This window comes from Micromonospora sp. DSM 45708, from assembly GCF_039566955.1.
Classification (GTDB): Bacteria; Actinomycetota; Actinomycetes; order Mycobacteriales; family Micromonosporaceae; genus Micromonospora.
The window spans coordinates 6,009,909-6,032,816 of record NZ_CP154796.1 but is presented as its reverse complement, the minus strand read 5'-3'; the positions used below and the strand labels follow the sequence as shown (position 1 = coordinate 6,032,816).

Sequence of the window (22,908 nt, the reverse complement as noted above, 5' to 3'; positions counted from 1 at the left end):
GACGGTCAGGAGGGAGCCTCCCTCGACGGTCAACTTCATGATCGGCGAGGGGCGGGGTATGCGGGGAGCGGAGGTGAGGGGTGTGCGGGAGGTTTCGGTGCCGGTGGTGGAGGGCGGGCTCGTGGGGGACGTCGCCGTTCCCTCCGGGGCCGGTGGGATGGTCTTGTTCGCCCACGGGAGCGGCAGCTCGCGGCACAGCCCGCGCAACGTGGCGGTGGCGCGGGCGCTCCACGCGCGCGGACTGGCCACCATGCTCGTCGACCTGCTGACGGTCGACGAGGAGGCGCGCGACGAGGTCACCGCCGAGTTGCGCTTCGACATCGGGATGCTCGCCGAACGGCTGGCCGGCATCGTCGACTGGACCGGTGTCGACCCGGAGCTGGGGCGCCTGCCGATCGGGCTCTTCGGCGCCAGCACCGGCGCGGCTGCCGCCCTGGTCGCCGCCGCGGCCCGTCCGGACCGGGTGGGCGCGGTGGTCTCCCGGGGCGGCCGGCCGGACCTGGCCGGCAGCTCACTGACCGCGGTACGCGCACCCACGTTGCTGCTCGTCGGCGGGCTCGACGAGCAGGTGATCACGCTCAACGAGCGGGCGCGGGACGAGTTGGGCGAGGTGGCGGAGCTGCGCATCGTGCCCGGCGCGACGCACCTCTTCGAGGAGCCCGGCACGCTGGAGCAGGTGGCCGACCAGGCCGGCGCCTGGTTCGTCACGCACCTGCGCCGACCGCACCCGGCCTGAGCCGCCGCCCGGACCCGGTCTGAGCCGCCGCCCGCACCCGGCCTGAGCCGCCGCCCGCACCCGGCCTGAGCCGCCGCCCGCACCCGGCCTGAGCCGCCGCCCGCACCCGGCCTGAGCCGCCGACCGCGCGTCGCCCGCGCGCCGGCCGTTCAGCCGGTGGTCTCGGCGGCTCGCGCGGTCCCGCCGGAGCGGTGCCGCTGCACGGTGTCCAGCACCCGCCAGAGCACCGCGGCGATCGGCACCGAGACGAACGCGCCGGCGACGCCGGCGACGAGCGTGCCGGCGGTGACCACCACCAGGATGACCGCCGGGTGCAGTTGGACCTGGCGGCGCATCACGAGCGGCTCCAGCAGGTTGCCCTCGATCTGCTGCACGGCGATCACCGCCGCCAACGTGAGCAGCGCGGTGGTCGGGCCGTTCGCGGCCAGCGCGACGAGCACCGCCACCGCGCCGGCCACGGTGGCGCCGATGATCGGCACGAACCCGCCGAGGAACGTGATCAGCGCGAGCGGCAGGGCCAGCGGGACACGCAGCACGACCAGCGCCAGCCCGATGCCGATGGCGTCGATCGCCGCGATGATCATCGTGCCCCGGCTGTACGCGCCGAGCGTCCGCCAGCCGGCCCGACCGGCCTCGGCGGTCACCTCGCGACGTGGCCCGGTCAGCCGGCGCAGCACCCAGTGCCACATCGACCGGCCGTCCTTGAGCAGGAAGAACAGGAGGACCAGACCGAGCAGCAGCGCACCAGCCACCTCGGCGGCCTTGCGGGCCCCGGCGACCGGGTCGGGAGCGCCGGCGCTGACGCCCTGGCGGACCTGCTCGACCAGCTTGTCGAGCTGCTGGTCGCTCACCGGCAGCGTGGAGGTGACGAAGTCACGGCTGCGTTGCAGGCCCTCGTCGAGCTGCTGGCTCAGCTCGCCGAACTGGCTGGCGGTGAGGTTCCAGACCAGGACGCCGGCGCCGACCAGGACACCGAGCAGCAGCAGGACCGTGAGCAGCGCGGCCGGCGCGGCCGGCACCCGGAGCCGGCGCAGCCGTACCAGCACCGGGTCGAGCAGCGCGGTGAGGAACAGCGTGCCGGCCAACGCCACGGCCAGCGGCGCCAGCAGCACCGCGACCTGCCCGAGCAGCCACAGCCCGGCGGCCACCACCAGGAGACAGAGGCTCCAGGTGACCGCCGTGCGTACCGGCCAGGGCAGCCCCGCCCACGTCTGTCGCGGCCCGACCCGCGCCGGCTCGGCGTGGGCCGGCTCGGGAGCCGTCCGCCCGGCATGGGCCGGCTCGGAGTGGGCCGGCTGGGAGTGGGCCGGCTGGGAGTGGGCCGGGTCGAACCGGGCCCCGGCGGGGCGAGCCGGGTCGGGCGTGCCAGCGTCGTCGTCCACGTCGCCTCCTCGTCGATCGTGGCCGTTGGTACCCGACCCGGGGGAATCCGACACCCGGGCGGTCATCGCCCGCCCGGTGTTTGTCGCCCCGGCCGCAGGGAAGGCATCCAAGGTACTGAAGGGAGATGCGACATGAGTGACTTCATGGACAAGGCCCAGGACTTCGCCGACAAGCATGACAAGCAGGTCGACCAGGGCATCGAGAAGGCCGGCGACATGGCCGACAAGCGCTCCGGCGGCAAGTACGACCAGCAGATCGACAAGGGCGTCGACATGGCGCAGCAGCGCACCGGAGACGGCGACACCGGACGCTGAGCACCCGACGACGAATCCCGGGCCGGCCCGAAACGGGCACCCGGGATTCGTCGCGTCCGGTGCGCGACGCGTACCGCCGGGGCCGACGGCGGCCACGCCCCGTGGGGAGCGTGGCCGGGAACGTCAGGAGCTGTAACCGCGGCCGGCGATCCAGTTGGCCAGCTCGGTCACGCTCATCCAGTACGTCGGCTCGTCCGGCCGGGCCGGGTCGGCGATCAGCACCGTGTTGCCGTCGTCCTCGTACCGCACCACCGTGACGTAGTGGCCGGGGTAGCTGTGCTCCACCCCGTCGACGTCCCGCGCGGCGCCGAGGATGTTCGTCACCACCGGGCGGTCGGCGTCCACCGCGGTCCGGATGTCCGCGCGCAGCCGTTCGATCTGCTCGCGGCTGGCCACGTCGTCGCGGATCTCGGTGGTCCGGTACTTGCCGCCGGTGTACTCGTTGAGCACACGCGTCACGTCGACGGCCGAGTCGGTGCCGTTCTCGGTGGTGCCGAGCTTGGCGGCCAGCTCGTCCTGGCTGACGTCCCGACCCTCGGCCGAGAGCGCGATCCGGGTCGACGCCGGTCCGCAGTAGAAGAAGTTCGGCTGTGCCTGGTACTCGTAGTCGGCGCTGCGGTCACCCTTGCCCTTGACCGGGGCGGCGTGGGCGGCGGTGACCGGGCCGGCCACGGCGCTGCCGGCGGCGGCCAGGCCGGCGACGGAGAGCAGGCACCTACGGACGATCGGGTTCATGCGAGGCTCCATTCGGGGGTCGACGCTCCACGCGGGAGACGTGGCACCGGGAGTGGCACTCGGCGTACGGGGAGTGCAACGGCCCTGCTCAGCCGCCCATTTCCGGGTGTGGTCGCCGGCACCGTGGAACCGGACGAACCGCTCAGTCGGGCAGGCTGCCCAGCAAACGGGTCACCGCGATCTCCAGCACCACCCGCTCCGGGTTCGGGCGCGGCGTGCGGTAGCGCTCGGCGTACCGGCGTTCGGCCTCGGCCACCGACGCCGGGTCGCGGCGCAGCACCGCCCGGCCCTCCACGGTCAACCACCAGCGGCCGTCGACCTGGCACACCGCGACCGGCGTGCCCGCCGGCCCCGCGGCGGCCACGTGCCGCGCCTTCGCCGAGCCGCCGGAGGTGATCACGCGGGCCAGGCCCGCGGCCGGGTCGAACGTCACCCCGACCGGTACGACGTGCGGCGTGCCGTCGGCGCGCAACGTGGTCAACGTGGCGAGGTGCCGGTCGGCGAAGAAGCGCGCGACCCGTCCGTCGTGCGGATCCAACCGGTGCTGCCCAGTCATGCCGTCTCCTCGCTCGTCCGGAGCCGATCATCACATGTCGGGCCGGCGGCGCGCCGGGAGACGAGGCATATTCCATGCTCGATGTCCGGCGCAAGTGCCGCCGCGTGTGCTCTTCTTCACGCCAAGGTGGACAGTGGGTGAATCGAACGCTTCATAAGGTGACCCCGTGCGCCCGCCGTGCGGTGGGCGTCGTTCGAATCGGGGGAAACATCGTGTCACCGTCGTACCGTCGTGTCGCCGTTCGCGGCGCAGGGCTGTCAGCCGCCGTCCTGCTGGCCGGGACAGCCGCAGCCACACCCGTACAGGCCGTCACCGGCGGCGCCGCCGTCACCGACGGCTCCTACGCCTTCGCCGCCAAGATCTCGATCGGTCCCGCCGACCGCTCGTGCAGCGGTGCGCTCGTCGATCCGTGGTGGGTGCTCACCGCCAAGAGCTGCTTCAGCTTCGACGGCCAGCCCGTCGTCGACGGCAAGCCCGCGCGGCCCACCACCGTCACCGTGGGGCGGTCCGACCTGACCACGTCGGCGGGCGCCACGTCGTCGGCCTTCCGGGTCGTGCCGCACCCCGACCGCGACGTCGCGCTGGTGCGGCTGACCCGCCGGGCGGACGTCGCGCCGGTGGCGCTCGGCACCGCACCCGTCGTGGGTGAGCAGCTCACCGCGGCCGGCTTCGGCCGCACGGCCACCACCTGGGTGCCGGACCAACTGCACACCGGTCCGTTCGAGGTGCAGAGCGTCGGCGCCGCCACGGCCGGCATCCTCGGCACCGGCACGGCCGGGATCTGCCGGGGTGACCTGGGCGGCCCGACCGTCCGCACGACCGGCGGCACGCCCAAGCTGGTGGGCCTGCACCACTCCTCCTGGCAGGGCGGCTGCCTCGCCGAGACGGAAACCCGCCGGGACGCGGTGGACACCCGGGTCGACGACCTCGGCCCGTGGCTCGCCGCCACCCTGCCGCAGGGGCCGGCCACCGACCAGTACGGCGACATCAACTTCCTCTACGTCTACGCCAACGGCGACATCGCGCCGCAGACGTTCCCGGCCACGTCGACCGGCGGGTTCGGCAGCCCGCTGGGTGCCTGGCGAGGCGGTGCCGGCGCGTACGCCACGGACCGGGTCAAGGTGTTCAACGACGACTTCGACGGCGACGGCGTCGACGACGTCGCGGTCATGTCCACCACCACCGCCAACGCGTTCGCGCTCGACACGTTCGTCACCCGCCCGGACGGCACCCACGGCGCGCCGGTCCGCTCCTGGACGTCGCCCAACTTCGGCCACCTGACCAGCATGAAGATGGCGTCGGGCGACATCAACGGCGACGGTCGGGCCGACCTCACCGCCTTCTACGGCTACGCCAACGGTGACGAGGCGTGGATCAACTGGCTCGCCCGACCCGACGGCGGGTTCGACGCCCCGATCGAGGCGTGGCGGGCGTCGACCTTCGGCACCTGGGCCAGCACCAGCGTCTTCGCCGGCGACGTGACCGGCGACGGGCGGGCCGACGCCAGCCTCTTCTACGCGTACGCCAACGGCTCGATGGCGGCCATCACCTGGCAGGGGCAGGCGGACGGGAAGTTCGGCACCGGCTACACCTCGTGGTTCGTTGCGGCGGACAAGTCGCCCGGCGCCCTCTCCACCCTGAAGATCGTCGACGGCGACTTCACCGGTGACGGGCGGGCCGACGTGGCCGCCCTCCAGACCAAGGACAACAAGCTGCGCCTGCTGACCTGGACGGGCCGGACCGACGGCACCTTCGCCGACCCGGTCGAGTCGTGGTCCTCGTCGGCCTTCGGGCAGTTCGCCAGCATCAAGCTGGTCGGCGGCGACTACAACGGTGACCGGCGGGACGACCTGGCCGTCCTCTACAAGTACCCGGACAACGGGCTGGGCCTGCACACGTTCACCTCGACGCCGACCGGCGGGTTCAACGTGCCGCTCGCCTCCTGGCGGGTCGGCTCGGGCGTCTACGGCTGGTGGCCGAGCATGCGGATGGACGGCGAGTAAGGCCGACCGGACGATGCCCTGACCGGCGCCCCGCCCCGTGCGGAGCGGCGTCGGTCAGGGCCGGCGCGGCGGGGCGGCGGGCAACGACGCGGCCGGCGCGTCGCGGGTGACGCGTTGCGCCGCCCGGTGCTTGGCGGCCAGCCGACCCAGATAGAACAGCGCGCCGGCCAGCACGCCCATGTCGTCCAGGTAGATCGGGTCGGGAAGCAGGTCCACCGGCAGGATCGTGTAGATCAACGCGCCGTAGAAGGCCACCTTGCCGCCGGCACCGAGCGCGCCCAGCATGCGACGGGTGCGGACCACCCGGATCGCGAGCAGCACGGCGCCGACCAGCGTCGCGGCTGCGACGACGACAGCGAGAACGACGAGCACCCACGCTTCACGGGACACGACACCACGCTAGCGGAGTCGGGCCGCCGCCGCCCGGACGGTCAGTACGCCGGCACGGCCGCCCGGCCCCGGGCCACCGGCGTCAGCTCCCGGGTGGTCTCCGCGACCGGCGTCGTGGTCGGCAACTCCCGCGTGTTCTCCGGGCCGGCGAAGCCCACGATGGAGAGTGCCGCCGGCGGCTCGACGACCGGGTGCAGCGCCGTGAACGCCTCCTCGCGCAGGCTCCGCGCCGCGGCGGCGGCCGTCTCGGCGGCCCGCCACGCGGCCTGCTCCCGCTCCGACGCGGCATGCTGCCGGGCGAGGAGATTGTCCCGTACCAGCCGGCGCAGCAGCAGTTCCTGCTCCACCGGGTGTCGGCTCGGGTCCCAGCCGCGCCCGCCGAGAATGTCACTGAGCTGCTGCACGCTGATCTCCTTACGCCACTGGGCGTCCAGCGCCGCCCGGTGCAGCCAGCGCTCCCGGTCCGCGTACTCGGCCGGGGTGCGGGCGGTCCGGGGCAGCGGCAGCGCGGCGGCGGCGGCCAACCGCCGGACGTCCTCCTCCGCCGCCTGGCAGGCGAGCCACGCCGCCTCCGCCTCGTCCTGGGCGGCCAGCCACTCGGCCCGGCGCCGCTCGGCGGTCACCGTCGCGCGGGACGCGGCCACCGACACCTCGTCCGCGTACCGGGCCCGTTCCCGCGTCCGCTCCCGGTCCTGCTCGGCCCGGTCGATGCTGCTCGGCCGGGCGGCCTCACTGATCCGTTCGCCGAACACCGAGCGGAACCGGGTGGGGCGGACGACCAGCGCGGCGACCACGACCGCCGCCACGGCGAGCAGGGCCAGCCAGATCACGGCGGCGGCGGGGACGTCGGGCAGGACGGTGGAGAAGACGGTCTGCATACCAGCACCTCGCGGTGGAACGAATTGACGATCAACGGTTGGGGCCCGGGCGTCGGGCGGAGTGCGCGTCGGGGCGCGACGGGGTGCGCGGGTGGGCGGCCTCCGGTGGGGCCGCGCCGGGGCGTACCGGTGAAGGTGGCCCGTCAGGCGCGCGGCGGGCCGCGGCGGGCGATGGCCGCCCGGCCCGGATCGCCGGCGGCCGGGACCTCGACGGTCGGGGCCGGCGCGGCGGACGCGTCGTCGGCCCGGTCGGTGACGGCCGGCCCGGTGGCCGGGTGGGTGACCACCCACGGTGCGGCTTCGGAGCCGGCGACCGCCGTGGCCGATGCGGCCTCGTGGCCGACGTCGACGGTCGATGCCGCACGGGTGTCGGTCACCGTGATGCCGGCGGGACGCGCCTCGGTGGCGGCGTCGGCGGACGTGGCGGCGATGCCCTGGAGGCCGGCGATGAGCGCCAGGGTGGTCACGGCCGTGCGGGCGATCCGGCGCAGCATCGCCGTCCAGGTGGACGAGGCGAACGCTACGGGCAGCACCACCTCAACCTATCGGTTGATGCCCGCTCGCGCAGCTCGACGATCTTGCCGGTTAGGTGAGCCGGCCCACGGGTCGGTGTGGACGGACCCTCTCCGTGCCGTCAGCCGTGCCGAGGTCAGTGGCCGTCGAGCACCGGCGGCGGGGCGGCCCGGCCGTCCCCCCAGACCATCTCGTCCTCCAGGAGCCAGGTCAGCCGGCCCTCGGACTCGTCGTCGTCGGAGTTGCCACGTGCGCCCAGTACCCCGTTGCGGCCGGCCATCGCGGGCCGCCCGCCGGTGCGACCGGTCGACCTGCCCTCCGTGTCGACGCCCAGGCCCCGGCCGGAGGTGAGCCGCCCGGTGCCCGCTGCCGAGCGGCTCTCCGCGCCGGGCACGCCGCCGAACCGGCCGGCGACGGCGTTGGAGCCGGTGCCGGCGAGCGAACCGGTGCTCAGCACGCCGGGACCGCCGAAGAGCCCGCCCCCGCCCGCCGTCACGGTCGGGTTGGCGCCGCCGGGGCCGAACCCCGGGCCGCCGCCGATCGCCGGACCGCCGGGGGCGGTGGTCAGCGGGCCGGCGCCGGCCAGCGAGGTGCCGCTCGGGTCGACAGTGCCGCCGGTCGTGACCGAGCCCGGGGCGCCCGCGCCGGGGTGGCCGCCCGGGTTGCCGCCGCCCGGTGCGCCGTCGCCCGGCGTGCCGCTGGTCGGGGCCGTGTGGTGCACGCCCGAGGTGGTCGCGGTGCCGTGCGCCCCGGGACCGAAGCTACCCAGACCCGGGCCGGACGACGGCGTCCTGACCGAGGGGCCGTCGTGCAGCGTCGGGTCCTTCGGCGTGTGGTGGCCGGGCAGCTCGCTCCCGGGCGGCTCCGGCGCGACGACCCGGCCGTACGCCGAGAAGTCGTAACCCTCGGCCAGCTTCGCCACCACCTGCACCATCCGCTGGTGCGCCTTCTTCTGCTCGGCCTCGTCCTGCTGGTGGCCGATGATGCCACCGATCACCGCGCCCGGACCGCCGCCGAGCAGGAAACCCTTGCCGGCGCCGGAGAGCAGCTTGTCGTTGTCGTCGGTCTTCTCCGGGCTCTCCGCCTCGGCCTGGGCGGCGCGGAGGTCACCGGCCATCATGTCCAGTGCCTGCCGGATGCCGGTCATGCCCTCGGCCAGGTTGCCGGAGTAGCCGGCGACCATGGTGAGCCGGCGCTGGAACTCCCGGCTCGCGTCACCGGTCCAGGTCTTCGCCAGCGCGTCCAGGTCGGCGGTGAGGTCGCGGGCCAGGTCGTCGAGCGTGCCCTTGAGCGAGGTCCACCGGGCGCTCAGCCCTTCGATCTGCGCCGGGTCGCCGGCGTTGACGCCCTGGTAGAGCTCCTCGTGGCTGACGTGCTCGTAGCGTCGGGTGTATTCAGACACGGGGATCCTCCTTCGGCTGCTTCATCGCCTCGTTCAGGCCGGCGAGGGCGGACGCGATGTCGGCCGCGGCGGCGGCGTTGCGGGCCTCGGCGGTCCGGTAGTTCGTCATGATCGTCCCGGTCGCCTCGCGGGCGGCCAGGACCGCCCGGCGCAACCGGTCGACGTGGTCGACGTAGCTCTGGTGGGTCTCGGCGTAGCGACGCGAGTTGTCGGTCGCGTCGGTGAACGTGCCCAACGACGGCGGCCGGCACTGCATCTCGGTGTTGAGCGTGCGCAACACCGACTCGGCCTCGTGCAGGCGTCGTTCGAGCCGCCTGTGGAAGTCCTCCAGGGAGAGTACGTCGACTGTCGTGCGCCCGGTCATGGCGAATCCCCGTTGTCGTCGTCGAGAGCCGTTGGCCATGCTCAGATTAGTCGAACCGCGCCAACCCGGGTGACCCCGGACGCGTCGCTCCACGTCGGCCGGTCAGCCGCCCCGGACCTGGGCCGCCCCCGCGTCCGGGGCGGGCGTCGCGGTGCTTCCCGGCGTCGCCGTCGCATCGAAGTACGCCATGGCGTCCGCGCGGGCCAGCGTCGGCCCGGTCGGCACCAGCGCCAGCAGCGAGGCGGGCACCCCCACCGGGCTCACGTCGCCGTAGCCGAGGGCGCTCCGCGCGTCGCCGGCGGCGGTGCCGAGCGGGTAGCGGATCCCCTGCGCGGTGATCAGGTAGACCGTGGCGCCGGCCGCCGGCTTGCCACTCTCCCCGGCGGTGGCCTGCACCAACGCGCCCTTGCCGCCGGGCAGCAGCACGCTGTCGGCGGTGCGGACCGCGTCCCGGGCACCCTGCCGTGCCGGCAGCGCGGTCGCCGCGGTCAGCTCCGCCGGCGGGGAGTCGAAGACCTCCAGCGTGGTGGCCGGCGGCTGACCGGCCGCACCGGACCGGTAGGTGGCGCAGAGCACGGTGCGGCCGGGGCGGACCTCGTGCAGCGTGGGCATCCGGGCCGGCAGCCCGTCCGCCTCCAGCCGCTGGTCGGAGTAGAGCCGGCCGGCCTCGTCCGGCGTGATGTCGGTGACCCCGCCGCCGCCACCGAGCAGCAGTCGTGCGGTGACCTCGCCGATCGCCGCCAGGCCCTGCCGGGTGAGGACGTAGAACTGCCCGGCGGCCTGGTAGACCTGGCCGATCCGGGCCGGCCGGTCGGCCACCGTCAGCCCGCTCGGACCGCCGTCCCCGGCGATCGTGGGCCGGCGCAGCGCCGGGCCCACCGGCACCGCGTTGAGCAGTTGCGGGCCGACGGTGAGGCTGGCGGTGCCGGCCATCCGCAACGCGACGAGCGCCTGCTCGTCGCCGACCACCCGCAACCGGGCGCCGCCGGTCAGCAGCCAACGGGCGTCGCCGGTGCGGACCAGGACGGCCCGGTCGGTGAGCGGGGTGCCGCCGGGCAACGGCCGGTCGATCAGCAGCCGGGTGGTCGAGCGCCGCGGGTCGTTCGGGTCCGGCACGTCGCAGACCGACCAGGGCAGACCGACCAGCGACCCGCGGTCGGGCAGGTCGTCCGGCGCGCCCACGATGCCCACCGTCCGGCCGCGGGGCCGGTCCCGGATCGACGCCTGGGACATGGTGCGCACCGTCGCCGAGGCGTCGTCGACGACGAGCCGGGCCGAGGCGTAGTTGAGCGTCGGGTGCAGCACCTGGTCGTCACCGAACCAGTAGGTGGCGCCGGTCTCCCGCTCGATCACCACCGTGTTCGGCTCCAGCGGGGCGGAGTTGCTGGTCAGTTGCCCGTACGCGCCCACGCCGCCGAGGACCACCGCCGCGGCGATGACGCTGCCGAACACCGCCGCGCCGAGCCGGCGCATCGGCAGGTCGTTGGTCTCCGGGTCACCGGAGAGCAGCGCCGAGACGATGCGGCGGGTGACGAAGCGGTACGCCTGCACCTGATCGCGGCGGGTCCGCATGACTAACCTCCGGGCCGGGGTGGGTCCACGACGATCAGGTCCGAACAGCGCCGCGGGCTTCCCTACGATAAGGGGCCGTCGGGGGTGCGCCGGACCCCGTCCGCCGCCCGGCGACGCATCCGCCGGCAGGTACCCGGATGTCCAGAAGGGACGCTCACCGATGACGCAGCTCCAGGCGCCGCCCGGTCGTACGGCCACCGCCCCCGCCCCGGCGGACCGGCCGGTCACGCCGGCGGACAAGCGGCGTCGGGGCCGCCTCGGCCCGGTCGTCGTCGGTCAGCTCGTGGTGGTCGAGTGCGCCGCGCTCGCCGTCTGGTTCGCCACCGCCGGCCCGGCCTGGCTGCTCGCCACCGTGGCGCTGCTCGCGCTGCTGGCCGTGGTGGCCGCGTTCGCCCGGCGGGGCGGCCGATGGTGGTACGAGGACCTGATGCTCCGCCGCCGGCTGCGCCGCCGTCGGGACCGGGCCCGGGGGGTGCTGCCGGGCGGTGACCCCCGGCTGGCCGCGCTCGCCCCCGAGCTGACCGTGGTCGAGCTGACCGAACGCGGCACCCGGCTCGGCATCGGCCAGGACGACCGGGGCTGGTTCGCCGCGGTGGCGCTGACCGGCCGGCCCGGCGCGCCCGCCGGGTCGATCGAGGCGGCGACCGTGGACCGCGCCCTCGCGGTGCTCGCCGACTTCACCGGCCCGGTCACCCAGGCCCAGGTCGTCTCGCACACCCTGGTCTGGTACCCCGCGCCGGGGGCGCCCCCGGCCGCGCACCGCACCGTGTGGGTGGCGCTGCGGCTGGCGGTGGGCGACGCCCGGGCCGAGACGGTGAGCCGCGGCGGCGGCCTGCGCGGCGTGCACCGGACGGTGGCGGCCGGGGTGGGTCGGCTCGGCAAGGCGTTGCACGCCGCCGGTCTCGGGCACCGCGTGCTGGGCCGGGACGAACTGCACGCGGCGGTGGTCTCCGGGGCCGGGCTCGACCTGGCGCCGGAGTCCCCGACCGAGACCTGGACCAGCCTGCGCGGGGGCGGCTGGACGCAACGCTGCCTGGCGCTGCGGGTCCGGCCCCACGGCTCGCTGGGCGCGCTGGTGGACGCGGTCACCGCCACCTCCGCGCCCTCGCACACGGTCGCGGCGGTGGTGCTCCCCGGTGGCCGGCGGCTTCCCCCGCTGCTGCGGGTGGCGGCCATGGACGGGCACGCCGAGGCGCTGGTCAAGGCCGTCCGGGAGATGGCCCGGCGGGCCGGTGTGCCGGCCCGCCCGCTGGACGGCCAGCACGGGCCCGGCGTCTACGCCACCGCGCCGGTGGGCACCGCGATGGGCACCGTCACGGTCGAAGGTTGACGATCCAGCCGTACGCGCCGCAGACCCAGACGGCCAGCGGCACCAGCGCGACGATCAGCAGGATCTCGACGATGTCCAGGACGCGCCCCCAGACCGGGGAGATCCGCTTGCCGGCCACGGTGAGCCCGTAGACCAGGCTGACCACGGCCAGCACGGTCAGCCCGCCGAGGATGAGGCCGAGTCGCACCGGCAGCGCGCCGGCGTCGAAGACCGCCGCGGCGACGAGCCCGAGCCCGAGCGTGCCGGCGAACAGCACCGGGGTGCGCTGGTTCCGGCCGAGGAACGGGCGGGCCCGCAGCAGCGACAGCAGGGCGAGCACCAGGCAGAGCAGGGCCGCCGGGAGTCGACCGTCGGCGGCCAGCACCACCTCACCGCCGAGCACCAGCAGCGCGACGGTCCACAGCAGACCGGTGAGGAACCCGTCGGCCCGTTCGCTGTCGCGCAGCACGGACGGCCCGTCCACCGACTCGGTGTCGGTCTTCAGGTCCTCCGGGCCGGTCGGGATGGACGGCACCGGCAGCCGGGCGAGCCGGTAGGCGAGCATCGGCAGCGCCGGCAGCGCGCCGAACGCCACGGCCGACACCACCGCCGCCGAAGCGGCGGCGTCGATGCCGAAGGTCAGGCTGAGCACCGCGCCGAAGCCGACCGCCGCGCCCCCGCCCACGGTGCCGAGGAAGAGCGGCATCCGGTCCCCGACGGCGAGCGCGGCGAGCGCGGCGAAGAGCACCACGGCGGTGCCGGCGAGCAGCACGTGCGGGCTGGCCAGCTCGTGCAGCGGTCGGTCCCCGGCGAGCACCAGCAGGCCACCGACGCCCGCGTAGCCGACCCCGACCAGGGCCAGCACCGCGCCGGTGCGGCTGTCGCCGGCCGCCCGGGACAGCACCGCGGCACCGACCAGCAGGGCGATCGCGACCACCAGGGCGGCCACCGCGCCGGGTAGCTGCGGCGGCCCGGCGAACAGCGCCGCGACCGCGCCGGCGGCCAGTGCCGACGAGGCGAGCAGCACCGCGTACGCCCGGGTGGTGCCCACCTGCCAGGCGCCGGCCCGTTGGGTGGTGGAGGTGGCGACGGCGTCCACCACGTCGTCGAAGACGATCTCGGGCGCGGTGGCGGCGCGCGGGTTGAAGTAGAGCACCTCACCGTCGCGGACGCCGAGCTGCGCGGCGGTGCGCCCGCCGTCGAGCGGCTGCCCGCCGAGCCGGGACAGGCTCCACCCGCCGTGTCGCACGCCCTCGTCGGCGAGATCCTCGCCCGCGTAGCGCAGCAACGTCGGCAGCAGGTCGGCCAGGGGCACGTCGGACGGCAGGGCCAGATCCATCCGGGTCCGTGGCGCCACGATGGTGATCCGGCTCAGCCCGCCGGTCGCCGCCTTCGTCGCCACAGTGGCCTCCTCGTGCTCGCCTACGATCCACCCGGCCGTCGACGTCGTCCCCAGGGGTCCACGACGCCCCCGGGAGATTACCTACGATGGCGGTCGCACAGGTCGCCCACCCGACGCTCGCCGGCGGTGGCGGACCTTCTGGGGAGGGGAGAGCCGTGAGTACGGTGGTGTTCCGCCGGCCACCGCGTCAACCGGGGCCGGCGATGCCGCGCGGTGAGGTGCTGCTGGAGTCCCCGCCCGAGCTGCCGGAGCCGACGGCCAAGGGCATGGGGCAGGTGCTGATGATCCTGCCGATGCTCTGCGGCGTCGGCGCGATGGCCTTCCTCTACGCCGGCCGTGGCGGCGGCATGATGACCTACGTGGCCGGCGGCCTGTTCGGGGTGTCCATGTTGGGCATGGCGCTCGGCACGCTCGGCAACGGTGGCAACGACAAGGCCGAGCTGAACGCCCAGCGCCGCGACTACATGCGCTACCTGGCGCAGATGCGCAAGCGCACCCGGCGGGCGGCCGAGCAGCAGCGCGCCGCGATGACCTGGCGGCACCCGGAGCCGGACGCGCTCTGGTCGATCGCCGCCTCGCGCCGGCGGTGGGAGCGGCGGCCCACCGAGGACGACTTCGGCGAGGTGCGCATCGCGCTCGGCCCGCAGCGGCTGGCGGTGGAGATCGTGCCGCCGGAGACGAAGCCGGTGGAGGACCTGGAGCCGATGAGCGCGATCGCGCTGCGCCGGTTCGTCCGCGCCCACTCCAGCGTGCCGGACCTGCCCACCGCGCTGTCGCTGCGGGCGTTCAGCCGGGTCGCGTTGCGCGGCGACCGGGAGCCGGTGCTCGACCTGGCGCGGGCCGCGCTGGGCCAGTTGGTGACGTTCCACGCCCCGGAGGACCTGCTGGTGGTCGTGGTGGCCGCGCCGGACCGGCAGCCGGTCTGGGACTGGGTCAAGTGGCTGCCGCACGCCCAGCACCCGGGGCGTACGGACGCGGCGGGCGCGCGCCGGATGGTCTTCGCCGGTCTGGCCGAGGCGGAGTCGGCGCTCGCCCACGAGCTGGGTGGCCGTCCCCGGTTCGCCCCCGAGGCGAAGCCGCTCACCACCGCACCGCACGTGGTGGTCGTGCTCGACGGCGGTGAGGTGTCGGCGACCTGCGCGCTGACCGGGGCGGGGCTGCTCGGCACCACGGTGGTGGACCTGTCCGGCGCGGTGCCGCGGGACGCCGGGCGTTGGCTGCTCGGCCTGGACGTCGGCGACGGCACCGGGCTCGGCCTGATCGGCGCCGCCAACGCGCCCCGGCTCGGCCGGCCGGACCGGTTGGCCCTGCCGGCGGCCGAGGGGTTGGCCCGGCAGATCGCGCCGTTCCGGCTCTCGCAGCAGCAGGGCGCCAGCACCGACGAGCCGCTGGCCCGCAGCATGGAGCTGCCCGACCTGCTCGGCGTCGGCGACGCGGCCACCGTGGACACCCGGCAGACGTGGCGTCCCCGCAGCCACCGGGACCGGCTGCGCATCCCGCTCGGCCTGGGGCCGGACGGCAACGTGGTCGAGCTGGACTTCAAGGAGTCCGCGCACGAGGGCATGGGCCCGCACGGCCTGGTCATCGGCGCGACCGGCTCCGGCAAGAGCGAGCTGCTGCGCACCGTGGTCGGCGCGTTGGCCGTGACGCACTCGTCGGAGGAGCTGAACTTCGTCCTGGTCGACTTCAAGGGCGGTGCCACGTTCGCCTCGCTCGACGCGTTGCCGCACACCAGCGCCGTGATCACCAACCTGTCGGACGAGCTGCCGCTGGTCGACCGCATGCGCGACGCGCTGGCCGGCGAGATGAACCGGCGGCAGGAGGTGCTGCGGGCGGCCGGCAACTACGTCTCCCGGTACGACTACGAGAAGGCGCGGGCGGCCGGCGAGTCGCTGGAGCCGATGCCCAGCCTGCTCATCATCTGCGACGAGTTCTCCGAGCTGCTGGCCGCCAAGCCGGACTTCATCGACCTGTTCGTGATGATCGGCCGGCTCGGCCGGTCGCTCGGCGTGCACCTGCTGCTCGCCTCGCAGCGGCTGGAGGAGGGCAAGCTGCGCGGGCTGGACACCCACCTGTCGTACCGGATCGGCCTGCGGACGTTCTCGGCGGTGGAGAGCCGGATCGTGCTGGGCGTGCCGGACGCGTACGAGCTGCCGAACGCGCCCGGTCACGGCTACCTCAAGACCGACACCGCCACCATGCTGCGGTTCCGCGCGGCCTACGTCTCCGGCCCGTACCGGGCGCCGGGGCAGGTGCAGCGCTCCACCCGGGCGCAGGTGCAGCGCCGGATCGTGCCGTACGGCGTCGACTACGTGCCGGCGCCGGCGTTGCCGACCGCGGCGGAGACCGCGGCGGAGCCGGAGCAGACCGGCGACGGCAAGACGGTGGCGATGCTGGACGTGCTGATCGGTCAGCTCAAGGGCCGCGGCCGTCCGGCGCACCAGGTCTGGCTGCCGCCGCTGGCCGAGCCGTCCGGGCTGGCCGAGCTGCTGCCGGCGTTGAGCGTGCACCCGACGTTCGGCCTGACCACCGCCCAGTGGTCGGGGCGCGGCCGGCTGGCCGTCCCGGTGGGCGTCGTGGACCGGCCGTACGAGCAGCGCCGCGACCCGATGATGGTGGACCTCGCCGGCGCCGGCGGCAACGTGGTGATCGTGGGCGCCTCGCTCAGTGGCAAGAGCACCATGCTGCGTTCACTGCTGGCCTCCCTGGCGCTCACCCACACGCCGCGCGAGGTGCAGTTCTTCTGCCTCGACTTCGGCGGCGGCGCGCTGCGCAGCCTGGACGGGCTGCCGCACGTCTCGGGCGTCGCCGGCCGGCGCGACGTCGAGGCGGTGCGCCGGACGGTGGCCGAGGTGGTCGCCGTGCTCGACGAGCGGGAGAACCGGTTCACCCAGCACGGCATCGACTCGGTGGCGAGCTACCGCCGGCGGCGGGCCGCCGGGGAGTTCGCCGACGACCCGTTCGGGGACGTCTTCCTCGTCGTGGACGGCTGGAACACGCTGCGCCAGGAGTACGAGGAGCTGGAGCAGACCATCACCAACCTGGCCAACCGGGGGTTGGGCTTCGGCGTACACGTGGTGGTCACGGCGGTGCGTTGGGCGGAGATCCGGATCAGCATGCGGGACCTGCTCGGCACCAAGCTGGAGCTGCGGCTCGGTGACCCGGCCGAGTCGGAGATCGACCGGCGGGCCGCGCAGAACGTGCCGGTCGGTGCGCCGGGTCGTGGCCTGACCCGCGACAAGCTGCACTTCCTGACCGCGGTCTCGCGGATCGACGGCAAGCGCGACATCGAGGACCTGGCCGAGGCGTCGGTCGCGCTGGTCGGGCACGTGGCGGCGAACTGGCCGGGCCGGCCGGCGCCGAAGGTCCGGTTGCTGCCGCGTCGGCTCACGGTCGGCGAGCTGGCCTCCGTGGTCGACCGGGCCGCCCCGGGCATCCCGATCGGGGTGAACGAGTCGGCGCTGGCCCCGGTCCACCTGGACCTGGCGGGCGAGCCGCACCTGACCGTCTTCGGCGACGCCGAGTGCGGCAAGACGAACCTGTTGCGGCTGATCGCCCGGGGGATCGCCGAGCGGTACACGCCGGCGCAGGCGCGGTTGGTCATCGCCGACTACCGGCGTGGCCTGCTGGGCGCGGTCGAGGGTGACCACCTGCTGGACTACGCGCCGTCCAACCAGGTGTTCAGTCAGGGGCTCGGCTCGATCCGCAGCGCCCTGCAGAACCGGCTGCCGGGCCCGGACGTGACGACCGCGCAGCTCCGCGACCGGAGCTGGTGGAAGGGGCCGGAGCTCTACATCCTGGTGGACGACTACGACCTGGTCGCCTCCGGCGGGAGCAACCCGCTCAGCGCCCTGCACGAGCTGCTGCCGCAGGCGCGGGACATCGGCCTGCACCTGATCGTCACGCGGCGGGTGGGCGGCGTGGCCCGGGCCCTCTACGAGCCGGTGCTGCAACGCCTGCGGGAGCTGGACTCGCCGGGCCTGCTGATGTCCGGCAGCCGGGAGGAGGGCGCGGTCTTCGGCAATCTGCGGCCCAGCCCGCAGCCGCCGGGTCGGGGCACGCTGGTCCGCCGCCGCGACGGCCAGCAACTGATCCAGACCGCCTGGACGGAGCCGGCCTGACGGGGGCGCACGGGGGACGGTCGTTCCGGTAGCGTCGGCCCGACCGTCGTGAGTGTGGGGAGGAGCCCGTGGTGAGCAGCCCGTCGGGTATCGGTGGAGCCGTGGAGAGCCTGTTACGGCAGGCCCAGGAGCAGCAGCGCCGGCTGGCCGAGCTTCAGCAGCAACGGGCGGAGCTGCGGGTGACCGGGGAGAGCCCGGACGGCCTGGTCCGGGTGACTGTCGACGGCGAGATGAAGGTCGGTGACATCGAGCTGAACGCCCGGGCCATGCGGCTGGACAGCTTCTCGCTCGCGGAGTCGCTCCAGGCCGCCGTCGACGCCGCGTACGCGGCCTTCGCGCAGCGGCAGGAGGAGATGCTGGCCGAGACGCTCGGCGACTCCGACCTGGTCCGGCGGGCGCAGGACGGCACGCTGACCCCGGAGGACTGGTTCCGTCAGTTCGGGGTGGACCTGTCCGACCCGACCCGCGGCCTGCGGCGCTGAGCGGGAGGGGGCGACATGGCGAACACGGTGGACGTCGACGCGATCCGCAAGGCCGGCCGGATGCTCGACGCGCCGGACGGCCCGATCCAGTACCTGCGTAACGTGCAGGCGCTGCTGGCGGACGTGAAACTGCCGGGCGGCGCGCTCAGCATGTTCGGCCACGGTGCGGTGGAGCGGCACAACGCCTCGGTCGACGGGCACCTCGACAATGTCCGGACCGGCGTCGAGCACCTGCACCGGGCTGCGGAGCAGCTCGAACAGAGCGCGAAGAACTGGGAGAAGTCGGATCAGCCCTGGGTGGTCAAGTGACCGGCCGGGCCAGCCAGGGGGAGGACGCCTGATGCCACCGGAGATTTTCATCGCCAACGCCTCCGGCTCGGTGACCGGCACGGTCTCGGTCGCCGAGACGACCGCGCCGGTTCGGTCGGCGGCGGCGATCGCCCGGGGCAACCTGATGTGGATCGCCGCCTCGGCGGGGCTGATCGGCGCCATCCTCTACCTGGAGATGTTCGACAACCAGCAGGTCAACGAGACGATCAAGAAATGGGAGGAGGCCGCGCGTCTGCTCGGCCCCGACCAGTTCGGCGCCGCGATGGCGGCGGTTCCGCCGGACGCGAAGGAGTGGGACTTCGACGACCGGGACGCGTTCGACCTCTTCATCCGCAAGCTCGGTGCGGAGATCAACTCGCTGGCCGAGGCGTTCAACGCCAACAAGGAGACGCTCACCTCGGCCCGGGACGCCTACAACGACGCGGTCTCCGGGTTCGCGCAGGCGCTGATGCCGGTCCTGGTCGCGGTGATCGCCTCGATCGCGCTCCAGTTCTTCCCGGCGACCTCCGCGTTGGCGCAGGCCATCGGCATCGCCGGTCTGACGGCGACCGCCGCCATCCTGGTGATGGTCTTCGGGGACATCGGCGCGCTCCTGCACGCGGTGATGGCCGGGTTCAACACCGACAGCCGGGTGATGTTCGCGTCGGACTCCCGGCCCGGTTGGGCGCCCACCGGCACCGACCCGGGCATCAAGGACATCAAGATCGATTGGGTCCGGGACAGCAAGTTCTACCAGTGACGGGAGCCGACCACGTGGACACGCTGATCCCCGGGTTGTTCGTCTATTTCGTGCTCACCATCCCGGCCTTCCTGGTGCTGGCCCTGGTCGGCGGGCTGACCCGCTCGCCGCGGCTCCGGCTGGCCGCCGAGGTGGTGGTGCTCAGCGGCTGTGCCGCGCTGCTGGTGGTGGTGGTCGACGGCGCCTTCGGGAAGCCGTTGCTGTGGTTGGTGGTGGCGCTGCTGGTCGCGGTGTTGGCCTTCGGCGTGACGATGCTGGTGCGAACGCGCGGCGACCGGTTCTGACCTCGACCCGGCCGTCCACTTCGTACGGTGCGCTCCGGATCGCGTTGGCAGGGCTGCGCGGGTTGGAGGTCGTCCGCTACGGTTCGGTTGATGTGTCCGTCGGTGGGGTGTGTTCGCCTTGCCGCGGGGGAGGGCGCGGCGGATCCGCCGCCACAAGATGACGGAAGGGTGTGAAGCATGGCGTTCGAGGTCAGTGCAGCAAGCCTGCACACCGCCGCGAGTGACGTGCGGTCCACGCGCAGCGATGTCGACGGTGAGCTCAAGAAGCTGTGGAACGTGGTCGACGACCTGGCCATGGCCTGGAAGGGCCAGGCTTCCACGGGCTTCCAGAGCCTGATGACCCGCTGGAACGAGGACACGAACAAGCTGCTCACCGCGATGGACAACATCGCGGACCTGCTGGACAAGTCCGGCACGACGCACCAGGTCAACGACGAAGAGCAGCAGCAGATGCTGGACAAGTTCCACGCCGCGCTCAACCCGTGATCCGCGAAGACAGGCAGAGGAGGAATCGATGAGCATCAAGGTTGACTACGCTGTCCTCGAGAGCAGCAACCAGCAGATGCAGGCCATCTCGCGGACCATCGACGAGAAGCTGGACACGCTGCGGGCCATGCTGACCAAGCTCGAGTGGGAGGGCCAGGACCGGGTGGCCTACCAGCAGCACCAGGCCCAGTGGGACGCCGCCGTGCGGGACATCAACAAGGTCCTCAACGAGATCGGCGGCGCGGTGGGCATCGCGCGCGAGAACTACATGACCACGGAGATGAGCAACTCCAAGGTCTGGGGCAACTGACCCTCGACCGGTCCACCGCGGCTCCGCTCCGGCTCGCGTCGGGCGGAGCCGCGCGGTGTTCCGGGCCCGGGGCTCGGGTCCGCCCCGGCCCGGAGGCCGTCCGCGTCGCCGGCCGTTCGGCCGGTCAGGCGTCCCGGGGGACGTCGCGCCGGCCGGGGCGCCATCCGCGCCGCCGGCCGCGTGCCAGGATCGGGCGCACCGTCAGCAGCACGCCGGCCAGCAGCGCGCCGACCACGGCGGCCCAGATCGCCGCGGTGCGCTGCCCGGCCAGCGGGTCGGTGCGCGGGGCGGGCGGCGGCATCGCGCCCAGCGGCGGGTCGCTCCGGGTGCCCAGCAGGCTGGTCACCGCCCGGTAGGGATTGACCATCCCGTAGCCGACCTGCGGGTTGTGCCCGTCGGGCGGGTTGTCCGCGGTGCGGGTCAGCCGGTAGGCCACCTCTTCGGGGCTGATGTCCGGGTACGCGGCGCGGACCAGCGCCGCCGCCCCGGAGACGTACGCGGTGGCAAAACTCGTCCCGCCCTGCGGCTCGGCCCGGTAGCCCGGGCCCTGCGGCGCGGGGCCGACGATGTTCAGGCCGGGGCCGGCGATGTCCACGTAGTCCGCGCTGACCGAGCTGCCGACGTGCCCGCCCTGCTCGTCGATGCCGGCGACGGCGATGACCCCCGGGTACGCCGCCGGGTAGGCCGGCCGGTCCTCCCGGTTCTCCTGCCGGTTGCCGGCGGAGGCGACCACCACCACGTCCCTGTCGAGCGCGTAGGCCACCGCCGACCTCAACGCCGGGTCGTCGAGCGTGACCAGGGACAGGTTGATCACATCGGCGTCGTGGTCGACCGCCCACCGGATCGCCCGGCCGATCTCACCCGGCACGTTCGGGTCGAAGTTCTCCTTGTTCTCCGCCAGCACCCGCAGCGGCAGGATCCTGGCCTCCGGCGCGATGCCGGTGTAGGGCGAGCCGCTGCCCTCCCGGCCGGCGATGATGCCGGCCACCATGGTGCCGTGCCCCACCAGGTCGCACTGCCCACGCAGGTGGACCAACTGGTTGAAGTCCTCACCGGGCAGCACCCGGCCGCGCAGCAACGGGTGGCTCGGCGAGACGCCGGAGTCGACGACCGCGACCGTGACCCCCTGCCCCTTGCCGACCCGCCAGGCGGCGGCCGGATCGAGCCGGCTCAGCGCCCAGGGCGTCTCGGTGGGGGCCGGGCCGCCGGTGGGCCCGCACTTCGGTGCCGCCACCGCCGGTACGGGGACCGCCAGCGCGCCGCCGACGAGGGCGGCCACCGCCGCTCCGGACAGGACGGACCTGATCCGGTGTCCGGTAGGGGCGCGCCCCGTCGTCCGGTCCGGCCGCAAGCTGTCGCGCACGCGGTGAGATTACCGTCGTGGCCGGACGCGTGCGGGCACGGGCGTACGCCCGGCCACGGTCAGCGCTCGGGGGTGGCGTCGGTGGCCGACTGCTCGGCGGCGAAGAGGTCGAGCAGCGCCCCGACCTGCTGGTCGGCCTCGGCCGGGTGCCGGAAACGGCCGTTCGGGTTGATCGTGTACTCGTTGCGCCGGCCCACCCGGGTGCGGTGGAGGTAACCGCCGGCTTCCAGGTCGGCGACGATCGCCTGGGCCGCCCGCTCGGTGACGCCCACCTCGTCGGCCACGTCCCGCAGCCGCGCGGTGGGGTTGCGCGCGATGGCCAGCAGCACGTGCCCGTGGTTGGTGAGGAAGGTCCAGTGCCGGCGGCTCCCGTCCTCGCCTGGTGTGGTCGCCATGGTGGTCATCGTATGGCGTTCCGGGCAGTCAGCCGGAACCGGAGCGGGTGGCGTCATGATGCCTGAAATGCGTATCACGAAATCTTGACGTGCCTTCGGTCCCGTGTGACGGTGGGTCGCGAGGCCGACACCGCCGCCGGCCGGCCTGGTCGTTCCGCCCGAGGACAAGGTGAGCAGCGATGATCCCGAGCACTCCCGAAGAGGCACTCGCCGAACTGCGGGCCGGTAACCACCGGTTCGTCACCGGCGTGCCGCAGCACCCGAACCAGGACGCCGGGCGTCGGGCCGCGGTCGCGGAGGGCCAGCACCCGTTCGCGGTGATCGTCGGCTGTTCCGACTCCCGGCTCGCCGCCGAGATCATCTTCGACCGGGGTCTCGGCGACCTCTTCGTGGTGCGTACCGCCGGGCACACCGCCGGCCCCGAGGTGCTCGGCAGCGTCGAGTACGCGGTGACCGTGCTCGGCACGCCGCTCGTGGTGGTGCTCGGCCACGACTCGTGCGGCGCGGTCCAGGCGGCCCGCGAGGCGGTCCGCACCGGCTCCGCGCCGGCCGGGCACCTGGGCGCGGTGGTGGACGCCGTCTCGCCCAGCCTGCTCCGGGCCGCCCGGCAGGAGGTCACGGAACTCGACGGCATCATCGACATCCACATCGCGCAGACCGTGGAGACCCTGCTGGCCCGCTCGTCGGTGCTCGCCGAGCGGGTGGCCGGGGGAGCGTGCGCGGTGGTCGGCATGTCGTACCGGCTCAGCGGCGGCGAGGTGCGGACGGTGGCGCAGTCGCCGGGCCCGCTGCCCGCGCCGGCCGCACCGGCGGACCCGGCGCTCGCCGGCTGACCGCTCGC

The 22,908-nt window shown here is 74.3% G+C and carries 24 protein-coding genes; 12 read left to right on the top strand and 12 right to left on the bottom strand.

All coding sequences use genetic code 11. The annotated features are described in order from the left end of the window. Nucleotides 1-37 precede the first annotated feature (37 nt). Nucleotides 38-736, top strand: coding sequence for a dienelactone hydrolase family protein (locus tag VKK44_RS26190; protein WP_343443853.1), 699 nt, complete (start codon nt 38-40; stop codon nt 734-736). 149 nt (nt 737-885) lie between these two features. Here VKK44_RS26190 and VKK44_RS26185 read toward each other — a convergent pair whose 3' ends face one another. Continuing rightward, a complete protein-coding gene (locus VKK44_RS26185; protein WP_343443852.1) occupies nt 886-2,118 on the bottom strand; it encodes an AI-2E family transporter in 1,233 nt (410 codons plus the stop codon). A gap of 132 nt (nt 2,119-2,250) precedes the next feature. Between VKK44_RS26185 and VKK44_RS26180 the strand changes: the two genes are divergently transcribed. Further along, nucleotides 2,251-2,433 carry an antitoxin gene (locus tag VKK44_RS26180; RefSeq protein ID WP_343443851.1) on the top strand — a complete coding sequence of 61 codons (183 nt, stop codon included), beginning with the start codon at nt 2,251-2,253 and terminating at the stop codon, nt 2,431-2,433. Between the two features lie 123 nt (nt 2,434-2,556). Here VKK44_RS26180 and VKK44_RS26175 read toward each other — a convergent pair whose 3' ends face one another. Further along, on the bottom strand, nt 2,557-3,168 hold the full coding sequence (locus VKK44_RS26175; protein WP_343443850.1) for a C39 family peptidase: 612 nt from the start codon (nt 3,166-3,168) through the stop codon (nt 2,557-2,559). A gap of 142 nt (nt 3,169-3,310) precedes the next feature. Then, nucleotides 3,311-3,724 (bottom strand): pyridoxamine 5'-phosphate oxidase family protein, encoded by a 414-nt coding sequence (locus VKK44_RS26170; RefSeq protein ID WP_343443849.1) that lies wholly within the window; start codon nt 3,722-3,724, stop codon nt 3,311-3,313. Nucleotides 3,725-3,936: 212 nt separating this feature from the next. On the opposite strand from VKK44_RS26170, the gene VKK44_RS26165 reads away from it, so the two are divergent. Next, a complete protein-coding gene (locus VKK44_RS26165; RefSeq protein ID WP_343443848.1) occupies nt 3,937-5,727 on the top strand; it encodes a trypsin-like serine protease in 1,791 nt (596 codons plus the stop codon). Between the two features lie 54 nt (nt 5,728-5,781). Here VKK44_RS26165 and VKK44_RS26160 read toward each other — a convergent pair whose 3' ends face one another. From VKK44_RS26160 to eccB, 6 genes are all read right to left on the bottom strand, one after another. Next, nucleotides 5,782-6,117, bottom strand: coding sequence for a YkvA family protein (locus VKK44_RS26160; protein WP_343443847.1), 336 nt, complete (start codon nt 6,115-6,117; stop codon nt 5,782-5,784). A 41-nt stretch (nt 6,118-6,158) separates the two neighbouring features. Beyond that, the gene (locus VKK44_RS26155) at nt 6,159-6,995 is read right to left on the bottom strand and encodes a hypothetical protein (RefSeq protein ID WP_343443846.1); all 837 of its coding nucleotides are present in this window, start codon (nt 6,993-6,995) and stop codon (nt 6,159-6,161) included. 143 nt (nt 6,996-7,138) lie between these two features. Continuing rightward, nucleotides 7,139-7,528 carry a hypothetical protein gene (locus VKK44_RS26150; protein WP_343443845.1) on the bottom strand — a complete coding sequence of 130 codons (390 nt, stop codon included), beginning with the start codon at nt 7,526-7,528 and terminating at the stop codon, nt 7,139-7,141. Nucleotides 7,529-7,644: 116 nt separating this feature from the next. Continuing rightward, complete coding sequence (locus VKK44_RS26145) at nt 7,645-8,910, bottom strand: WXG100 family type VII secretion target (RefSeq protein WP_343443844.1); 1,266 nt, start codon at nt 8,908-8,910, stop codon at nt 7,645-7,647. Further along, on the bottom strand, nt 8,903-9,274 hold the full coding sequence (locus VKK44_RS26140; RefSeq protein WP_343443843.1) for a hypothetical protein: 372 nt from the start codon (nt 9,272-9,274) through the stop codon (nt 8,903-8,905). Before VKK44_RS26140 ends, VKK44_RS26145 begins: the two co-directional genes overlap by 8 nt. Nucleotides 9,275-9,376: 102 nt before the next feature. Continuing rightward, nucleotides 9,377-10,846 carry a type VII secretion protein EccB gene (gene eccB, locus VKK44_RS26135; RefSeq protein WP_343443842.1) on the bottom strand — a complete coding sequence of 490 codons (1,470 nt, stop codon included), beginning with the start codon at nt 10,844-10,846 and terminating at the stop codon, nt 9,377-9,379. Between the two features lie 160 nt (nt 10,847-11,006). Between eccB and VKK44_RS26130 the strand changes: the two genes are divergently transcribed. Beyond that, nucleotides 11,007-12,176, top strand: coding sequence for a type VII secretion protein EccE (locus VKK44_RS26130; RefSeq protein ID WP_343443841.1), 1,170 nt, complete (start codon nt 11,007-11,009; stop codon nt 12,174-12,176). On the opposite strand, the gene eccD is transcribed toward VKK44_RS26130, so the two are convergent. Further along, nucleotides 12,160-13,557 carry a type VII secretion integral membrane protein EccD gene (gene eccD, locus VKK44_RS26125; protein WP_343443840.1) on the bottom strand — a complete coding sequence of 466 codons (1,398 nt, stop codon included), beginning with the start codon at nt 13,555-13,557 and terminating at the stop codon, nt 12,160-12,162. The two genes, VKK44_RS26130 and eccD, sit on opposite strands and share 17 nt — an antisense overlap. Nucleotides 13,558-13,712: 155 nt before the next feature. On the opposite strand from eccD, the gene eccCa reads away from it, so the two are divergent. The 7 genes from eccCa (at nt 13,713) to VKK44_RS26090 (ending at nt 20,309) form a co-directional block, all read left to right on the top strand. Continuing rightward, nucleotides 13,713-17,678 carry a type VII secretion protein EccCa gene (gene eccCa / locus VKK44_RS26120; protein ID WP_343443839.1) on the top strand — a complete coding sequence of 1,322 codons (3,966 nt, stop codon included), beginning with the start codon at nt 13,713-13,715 and terminating at the stop codon, nt 17,676-17,678. A gap of 71 nt (nt 17,679-17,749) precedes the next feature. Next, nucleotides 17,750-18,160, top strand: a complete 411-nt coding sequence (locus tag VKK44_RS26115; RefSeq protein ID WP_343443838.1) for a YbaB/EbfC family nucleoid-associated protein — start codon at nt 17,750-17,752, stop codon at nt 18,158-18,160. A gap of 15 nt (nt 18,161-18,175) precedes the next feature. Further along, nucleotides 18,176-18,469 (top strand): hypothetical protein, encoded by a 294-nt coding sequence (locus VKK44_RS26110; RefSeq protein ID WP_343443837.1) that lies wholly within the window; start codon nt 18,176-18,178, stop codon nt 18,467-18,469. A 31-nt stretch (nt 18,470-18,500) separates the two neighbouring features. Beyond that, nucleotides 18,501-19,229, top strand: coding sequence for a hypothetical protein (locus tag VKK44_RS26105; RefSeq protein ID WP_343443836.1), 729 nt, complete (start codon nt 18,501-18,503; stop codon nt 19,227-19,229). 14 nt (nt 19,230-19,243) lie between these two features. Further along, entirely contained in the window at nt 19,244-19,513 is a 270-nt protein-coding gene (locus VKK44_RS26100) for a hypothetical protein (RefSeq protein ID WP_343443835.1), read from the top strand. A 177-nt stretch (nt 19,514-19,690) separates the two neighbouring features. Continuing rightward, nucleotides 19,691-19,999, top strand: coding sequence for a WXG100 family type VII secretion target (locus VKK44_RS26095; protein ID WP_343443834.1), 309 nt, complete (start codon nt 19,691-19,693; stop codon nt 19,997-19,999). A gap of 28 nt (nt 20,000-20,027) precedes the next feature. Continuing rightward, nucleotides 20,028-20,309: a WXG100 family type VII secretion target gene (locus VKK44_RS26090; protein ID WP_091062555.1), complete on the top strand. Its 282-nt coding sequence runs from the start codon at nt 20,028-20,030 to the stop codon at nt 20,307-20,309. A gap of 124 nt (nt 20,310-20,433) precedes the next feature. Here the strand turns inward: VKK44_RS26090 and mycP are convergent, their stop codons facing one another. Further along, the gene (mycP, locus tag VKK44_RS26085; protein ID WP_343443833.1) at nt 20,434-21,588 is read right to left on the bottom strand and encodes a type VII secretion-associated serine protease mycosin; all 1,155 of its coding nucleotides are present in this window, start codon (nt 21,586-21,588) and stop codon (nt 20,434-20,436) included. A 143-nt stretch (nt 21,589-21,731) separates the two neighbouring features. Beyond that, nucleotides 21,732-22,076, bottom strand: coding sequence for a helix-turn-helix transcriptional regulator (locus tag VKK44_RS26080; protein ID WP_343443832.1), 345 nt, complete (start codon nt 22,074-22,076; stop codon nt 21,732-21,734). 170 nt (nt 22,077-22,246) lie between these two features. Here VKK44_RS26080 and VKK44_RS26075 point away from each other — a divergent pair, with 170 nt between their 5' ends. After that, nucleotides 22,247-22,900: a carbonic anhydrase gene (locus VKK44_RS26075; RefSeq protein WP_343443831.1), complete on the top strand. Its 654-nt coding sequence runs from the start codon at nt 22,247-22,249 to the stop codon at nt 22,898-22,900. The last annotated feature ends 8 nt before the right edge of the window (nt 22,901-22,908 follow it).